The following is a 6818-nucleotide window of genomic DNA, read 5'->3' as shown; positions in this document are numbered from 1 at the left end:
GGCCGCGGTCGGTCGGCGGGCCGCCCGGCGGGGTCGTGGACCCGGCGCGGGGGCCGGAGGCTCCCCGCCGGGGACGCGGGGTGGGGCTCAGCGTCTGCCGGGGACGGCACGTGGCCGCGGTCGGTCGGCGGGCCGCCCGGCGGGGTCGTGGACCCGGCGCGGGGGCCGGAGGCTCCCCGCCGGGGACGCGGGGTGGGGCTCAGCGTCTGCCGGGGACGGCACGTGGCCGCGGTCGGAGCCCGGAGGGCGACCGTGTGATTGCGGTTCGATAACCCCCCAGTGGGACCTTGACCACACCCCAGCGAGGATTTATGTTGCTGCCTGCACGGACTAATGGTCAATGTTGAGCAAAAGTCTGGGGGTGGCCGGTGGTGGTCCTCGACTCGGCCCGGCGCGGCGATCCGACCGCGCGACGACCGGTGGTGCCGGCTCCGGCCGCGGTCCGCCCCGGCCCGCCGGAAGGCGTGGCGTGACCGCGCCGCTCCTCGAGATGCACGGCATCGTCAAGCAGTTCCCGGGTGTCCGGGCGCTCGACGGCGTCGACCTCGACGTGCGGGCGGGGGAGGTGCACTGCCTGCTCGGCCAGAACGGCGCGGGCAAGAGCACGCTCATCAAGGTCCTCGCCGGCGCGCACCAGCCCGACGGCGGGCGGATCAGCTGGCGCGGCGAGGCCGTGCAGCTGGGCAACCCGCAGACCGCCCTGTCGCTGGGCATCGCGACCATCTACCAGGAGCTCGACCTCGTCCCCGGGCTCACCGTCGCCGACAACGTGTTCCTCGGCCGCGAGCGCTCCCGGTTCGGCATCGCCCGCCCGGCGTCGGCGAACAAGGCGGCGGCCGAACTGCTCGCCCGCCTCGGCCACCCGGAGATCCGGCCCACCACCGAGGTCGGGTCGTTGCCGGCGGCCTCCCAGCAGATGGTCAGCATGGCGCGCGCGCTGTCCCAGGACGCGCGGCTCATCGTCATGGACGAGCCGTCGGCGGTGCTGGACAACGAGGAGGTCGAGCGGCTCTTCGGCGTCATCCGCGACCTCACCCGGGACGACGTCGCGGTCGTCTACATCTCGCACCGGCTCGAGGAGATCCGCGAGATCGGCGACCGCATCACCGTGCTCAAGGACGGCCGCACCGTCGCCACGGGCCTGCCCGCCCGCGAGACCCCCACCCGCAAGGTCATCGAGCTGATGACCGGCCGGGACATCGAGTACGTCTTCCCCCCGCGCCGCCCGGTGCCCGAGGCCGAGCCGCTGCTCGAGGTCGAGGGCCTCGGCCTGCACGGCACCTTCTCCGGCGTCTCGTTCACCGTGCGCCCGGGTGAGGTGGTCGGGCTGGCCGGGCTGGTCGGCTCGGGCCGCTCGGAGATCCTCGAGACCGTGTACGGCGCCCGCCGGGCGACCGCCGGGACCGTCCAGGTGGCCGGACGGCGGCTGCGCCCCGGCGACGTCGGCGCCAGCGTCGCCGCCGGGGTCGGCCTGGCCCCGGAGGAGCGCAAGAGCCAGGGCCTGCTGCTCGGCGAGTCGGTGGCACGCAACATCAGCATCTCCAGCCTGGCCCGCTTCGCCCGCGGGGGTTTCGTGGCCCGGGCCGCGGAGAAGGCGGCGGCGAACGAGCAGGTGCGCGCCCTCGAGGTGCGTCCCCAGGACGTCGAGCGCGAGGTGCGCACGCTGTCCGGCGGCAACCAGCAGAAGGTCGTGCTGGCCCGGTGGCTGCTGCGCGACTGCCGTGTGCTCCTGCTCGACGAGCCCACCCGCGGCGTCGACGTCGGCGCCCGCTCGGAGATCTACAACCTGGTCCGCGGCCTCGCCGACCGCGGCGTGGCCGTCGTGGTCGTGTCCAGCGAGATCCCCGAGGTCCTCGGCCTCGCCGATCGCGTGCTGGTCGTGGCCGAGGGCCGGGTGCTCGCCTCGGAGCCCGCGGACGCGCTCGACGAGCACCGCGTGCTCGACCTGGTCATGGAGGGGACGGGGCACCGCGGCGCCCCGATCCCCGCGACGACGCACGAAGGGGACGTGGCATGAGCGGGAGCACCACCACGACGAGCGGGGCGGCCGCGCCGGCGTCCGGCGGCCGCACCGGCGCCGGACCGGGGAACGGCAAGGGTCCGGGCCTCATGGCCGGGCCCGCCGGGCGGCTGGCCGGCCTCGTCCTCGCCCTGGCGCTGCTGTGCGTCGTCGGTGCCGTCACCGCGCCGGGGCGCTTCGTCGACGTCGACAACGTGCTGACCATCCTGCGGCTGGCCGCGGTGATCGGCGTGGTCAGCATCGGCATGACCTTCGTGATCATCGGCGGCGGCATCGACCTCTCGGTCGGCGCGCTGGTGGCGCTGTCGTCGGTGTGGGCGACCACGCTGGCCACCCAGCGCATGGCCGAGGACGTCCACTGGATCGTCATGATCTTCACCGCGGTCGCCGTCGGAGCCGGGGCCGGGCTGGTGAACGGCATCGTCATCGCCTACGGGCGGCTGGTCGCTTTCATCGCGACGCTGGCGATGCTGGTCTCCGCCCGCGGGCTGGCCGAGATCCTGGCCAACCGCCGCACCCAGATCGTGCAGGACCGCGACTTCCTGTCCTTCTTCTCCGGCGACGTCCTGGGCATCCCGACCCTGGTCATCATCTGGGCGCTGGTGTCCGTCGGCGGCTGGGTGCTGCTGAACCGGACCACCTTCGGCCGGCACACCTTCGCCGTCGGCGGCAACGCCGAGGCCGCCCGGCTGGCGGGCATCAAGGTGCAGCGGCACACCCTCAAGCTGTACGTGCTGTCCGGCATCACCTGCGGCATCGCCGCGGTCATGCTCATGGCCCGGACGACGACGGGCAGCTCGACGCACGGCACGCTGTACGAGCTCGACGCGATCGCCGCCGTCGTCATCGGGGGCACGCTGCTCATCGGCGGCCGCGGCACCGTCGTCGGCACCGTGATCGGCGTGCTGATCTTCACCACGCTCGGCAACGTCTTCACGCTGAACAACCTGTCCAGCTCCGCCCAGGCCGTGGCCAAGGGCGTGATCATCGTGCTCGCCGTGCTGCTGCAGATGCGCCTGGCCCGGGGCGGCGGCTTCGGCCGGCTGTCCCGCGGCGGCGGGGGCGGGACGGCGTCCTCCGGTGGCCCCGCGGCGCCCGGGGCACCCGCGGGCGCGGTCAGCGGCGGCTCCGGCGTCCCCGGCGGCCCGGCCGGCGACCGCCCCGGCGGCTCCACCCCGAAGACCTGACCGGTGCCGGCGACCCGCCGGCACCGGTCAGCACCACCTCGTCGGGCCGCCGGCCCGGCGGGAGCACCACCGTCGAGAGAACGACGGCCCGGCCTCCCGGCCGGGCCGGCGACACCCGAGGAGAGAACGATGTCCGCAACGAGGCAGCGCCCCTACCGCCGCCTGATGACCACCACGGTCGCGCTCGTCGGCGCCGGCGCCCTCGTCGCCGGCTGCACGAGCAACGAGCCGGAGAGCCAGGGCTCCGACGGCGGCTCGTCGGGCGGCGCGGCGAGCTCGAACGACGAGGCCGGCGAGACCGTCACCATCGGCTTCTCGGCACCGGCGGCCGACCACGGCTGGATGGCCGGCATCACCGAGGCCGCGCGCGCCGCGGCCGAGGAGTACGAGGACGTCGAGCTCTCGGTCGCCGAGGGCACCAACGACGTCAGCACCCAGATCAGCCAGGTCGAGACCTTCATCAACGAGGGCGTCGACGCGATCGTGCTGCTGCCCTTCGACGGGGCCGCGATGACCCCGGTCGCCCTCGAGGCGATGGAGGCCGGCATCCCCGTCATCAACGTCGACCGCGAGTTCAACAGCCCGTTCGCCGCCCGGGCCACGATCCTCGGCGACAACTACGGCATGGGCGTCTCGGCCGGCCAGTACATCTGCTCGCGGCTCGGCGACAACCCGGACGCCGTGGTGGCCGAGATCGCCGGCATCGACTCGCTGCCGCTGACCCAGGACCGCAGCCAGGGCTTCGCCGACGCGCTGTCCGAGTGCGGCCTCGACGTCGACAACCGGGTGGCCGCGGAGTTCACCGTGGAGAGCGGCGAGGAGGCGGCGGCCAACCTGCTCCAGGCCGCCCCGCAGATCGACGCGCTGTGGAACCACGACGACGACCAGGGCGTCGGCGTCCTGGCCGCCATCCAGAACGCCGGCCGCGACGAGTTCTTCATGGTCGGCGGCGCCGGCTCGGCCAACGCCATGCGGGAGATCCAGTCCGGCGAGTCGGTGCTGGAGGCCACGGTCATCTACCCGCACACCCAGGCCGCCGACGGCATCCGCCTGGCGCGGCTGGTAGCGCAGGAGAAGTCGCTGTCCGACCTGGTCTCGCAGGCGGTGCCGCAGCGGATCGTGCTCAACGCGCCCGTCGTCACCGCGGACAACGTCGACCAGTACATCGACCGCGCCTTCGAGTCCTGACCGACCCGGGGAGGCGGGCGGCCCGCGCCGCCCGCCTCCCCGCCGCCACCCGTCCGGCACCACCCGCGCGATCCCGGAGCGACCGCACATGACCTCCACCCCGCCGACGATCGGCGTCGGCCTGATCGGCTACGCCTTCATGGGTGCGGCGCACTCGCAGGCCTGGCGCACCGCCCCCCACTTCTTCGAGCTACCGCTGCAGCCCGAGCTCACCGTGCTCGCCGGCCGCGACGCGGCCAAGGTCGCCGACGCCGCGGCCCGGCTCGGCTGGTCGTCGACCGAGACCGACTGGCGCCGGGTGCTCGAGCGCGACGACGTCCAGCTCGTCGACGTCTGCACCCCCGGCGACACCCACGCCGAGATCGCCATCGCCGCGCTCGAGGCCGGCAAGCACGTGCTCTGCGAGAAGCCCCTGGCCAACACCGTCGCCGAGGCCGAGGCGATGGCCGCGGCCGCGGCGCGCGCCGCGGAGCGCGGCGTCCGCTCGATGGTCGGCTTCACCTACCGCCGGGTGCCGGCGATCGGGCTGGCCCGGCAGCTGGTGGCCGCCGGCCGGCTGGGTGAGGTCCGGCACGTGCGCGCCCAGTACCTGCAGGACTGGATCGCCGATCCGGCCGCGCCGATGTCGTGGCGGCTGGAGAAGGACAAGGCCGGCTCGGGCGCGCTGGGCGACATCGGCGCGCACATCATCGACCTGACCCAGTTCATCACCGGTCAGCGGCTGTCCGGGGTCAGCGGGATGCTGGAGACCTTCGTGACCGAGCGGCCGCTGGCCGCGGGCGGCGGCGCGTTGTCCGGGGTCGGCGGCGAGGGCACCGGCCGGGTCACGGTGGACGACGCCGCCGCCTTCCTCGGCCGCTTCGACGGCGGCGCGTTCGGCGTCTTCGAGGCCACCCGCTTCGCCACCGGCCGCAAGAACGCCATCCGGATCGAGATCAACGGCTCGTCCGGCAGCCTGGCCTTCGACTTCGAGGACATGAACGTCCTGCACTTCCACGACGCCACCGAGCCCGCGGCGACCGCCGGCTTCCGCCGGATCGTGGTGACCGAGCCCGAGCACCCCTACGTCGCCGCGTGGTGGCCCGCCGGGCACGGCCTGGGGTACGAGCACGGCTTCACCCACCAGGTCGTCGACCTGCTCACCGCCATCGCCAAGGGCCAGGACCCCACGCCGACCTTCGCCGACGGGCTCCAGGTGCAGCGGGTGCTCGACGCCGTGGAGCGCAGTGCCGCCGACCGCTCCGCGTGGACGAGGATCGAGGCATGACCCCAACACCGACCAAGGACGACCGCTTCAGCTTCGGGCTGTGGACCGTGGGCTGGCAGGGCGTCGACGTCTTCGGCGGCGCCGTCCGCCCCCGGCTGGACCCGGTCGAGGCCGTGCACCGCCTCGCCGAGCTCGGCGCCGCGGCGGTCACCTTCCACGACGACGACCTGGTACCGGACGACGCCACGCGGCAGGCCACCCTCGACCGGTTCACCAAGGCGCTGGCCGAGACCGGCCTCGGCGTCGAGATGGCCACCACCAACCTGTTCGGCTCGCCGGTGTTCAAGGAGGGCGCGTTCACCGCCAACGACCGCGAGGTCCGGCGGTACGCGCTGGCGAAGACGCTGCGCAACATCGACCTGGCCGCCGAGCTCGGCGCGCGCACCTACGTGCTGTGGGGCGGCCGGGAGGGGGCGGAGTCCGGTGCCGCGAAGGACGTCGCCGCCGCCCTCGACCGGTACCGGGAGGCGCTGGACCTGCTCTGCGGCTACGTCCGCGACCAGGGCTACGACATGCGGTTCGCGCTGGAGCCCAAGCCGAACGAGCCGCGCGGCGACATCCTGCTGCCCACCGTCGGGCACGCGATCGCCTTCATCGACACCCTCGACGAGCCCGACCGGGTGGGCCTGAACCCCGAGGTCGGGCACGAGGAGATGGCCGGGCTGAACTTCGCGCAGGGCATCGCCCAGGCGCTGTGGCACGGCAAGCTCTTCCACGTCGACCTCAACGGCCAGCACGGCCCGCGCTACGACCAGGACCTGCGCTTCGGCGCGGGCAACCTGCGCGGCGCGTTCTGGACCGTCGACGTCCTCGAGGGGGCCGGCACCGACCGCCGCTACGACGGCTTCCTGCACTTCGACTACAAGCCGCCGCGCACCGAGGACATCGACGGCGTGTGGGAGTCGGCGCGCGCCTGCATGCGCAACTACCTGCTGCTGCGCGACAAGGTGCGGGCCTTCCGCGCCGACCCGGAGGTCGCCGAGGCGCTGACCGCCGCGCGGGTCGACCAGCTCGCCGTCCCGACCCTGGCCGACGGCGAGACGCTCGACGAGCTGCGCGCCGAGACCCACGACCTCGCCGCCCTCGGCGCCCGTGGGATGCACTTCGAGCGGCTCGACCAGCTCGCGATGGAGCACCTGCTCGGCGTCCGCTGAGC

5 protein-coding genes are annotated in these 6818 nt (G+C 74.1%); all 5 read left to right on the top strand.

Annotated elements, in window-relative coordinates:
- Positions 1-469: 469 nt before the first annotated feature.
- The 5 genes from OF117_RS03185 to xylA all read left to right on the top strand — a co-directional run bounded on the left by OF117_RS03185 (position 470) and on the right by xylA (position 6816).
- Positions 470-2017: a sugar ABC transporter ATP-binding protein gene (locus tag OF117_RS03185; protein WP_263551337.1), complete on the top strand. Its 1548-nt coding sequence runs from the start codon at positions 470-472 to the stop codon at positions 2015-2017.
- Positions 2014-3207: an ABC transporter permease gene (locus OF117_RS03180; protein ID WP_263551336.1), complete on the top strand. Its 1194-nt coding sequence runs from the start codon at positions 2014-2016 to the stop codon at positions 3205-3207. The genes OF117_RS03185 and OF117_RS03180 overlap by 4 nt, the downstream gene beginning before the upstream one ends.
- Before the next feature lie 129 nt (positions 3208-3336).
- Complete coding sequence (locus tag OF117_RS03175; RefSeq protein ID WP_263551335.1) at positions 3337-4395, top strand: substrate-binding domain-containing protein; 1059 nt, start codon at positions 3337-3339, stop codon at positions 4393-4395.
- An 88-nt stretch (positions 4396-4483) separates the two neighbouring features.
- Positions 4484-5662, top strand: coding sequence for a Gfo/Idh/MocA family protein (locus tag OF117_RS03170; protein WP_263551334.1), 1179 nt, complete (start codon positions 4484-4486; stop codon positions 5660-5662).
- Positions 5659-6816, top strand: a complete 1158-nt coding sequence (xylA, locus tag OF117_RS03165; protein ID WP_263551333.1) for a xylose isomerase — start codon at positions 5659-5661, stop codon at positions 6814-6816. The genes OF117_RS03170 and xylA overlap by 4 nt, the downstream gene beginning before the upstream one ends.
- Positions 6817-6818: the final 2 nt, after the last annotated feature.

Origin of the sequence: Geodermatophilus sp. YIM 151500, assembly GCF_025716945.1 — a bacterium.
Lineage (GTDB): Bacteria > Actinomycetota > Actinomycetes > Mycobacteriales > Geodermatophilaceae > YIM-151500.
This window is presented reverse-complemented; position numbering and strand designations above follow the sequence as displayed.

Excerpts from the sequence above, each read along its gene's own strand:
- OF117_RS03180 (WP_263551336.1), top strand. The coding sequence starts at position 2,014 with ATGAGCGGGAGCACCACCACGACGAGCGGGGCGGCCGCGCCGGCGTCC.
- OF117_RS03175 (WP_263551335.1), top strand. The coding sequence starts at position 3,337 with ATGTCCGCAACGAGGCAGCGCCCCTACCGCCGCCTGATGACCACCACG.
- OF117_RS03170 (WP_263551334.1), top strand. The coding sequence starts at position 4,484 with ATGACCTCCACCCCGCCGACGATCGGCGTCGGCCTGATCGGCTACGCC.
- xylA (WP_263551333.1), top strand. The coding sequence starts at position 5,659 with ATGACCCCAACACCGACCAAGGACGACCGCTTCAGCTTCGGGCTGTGG.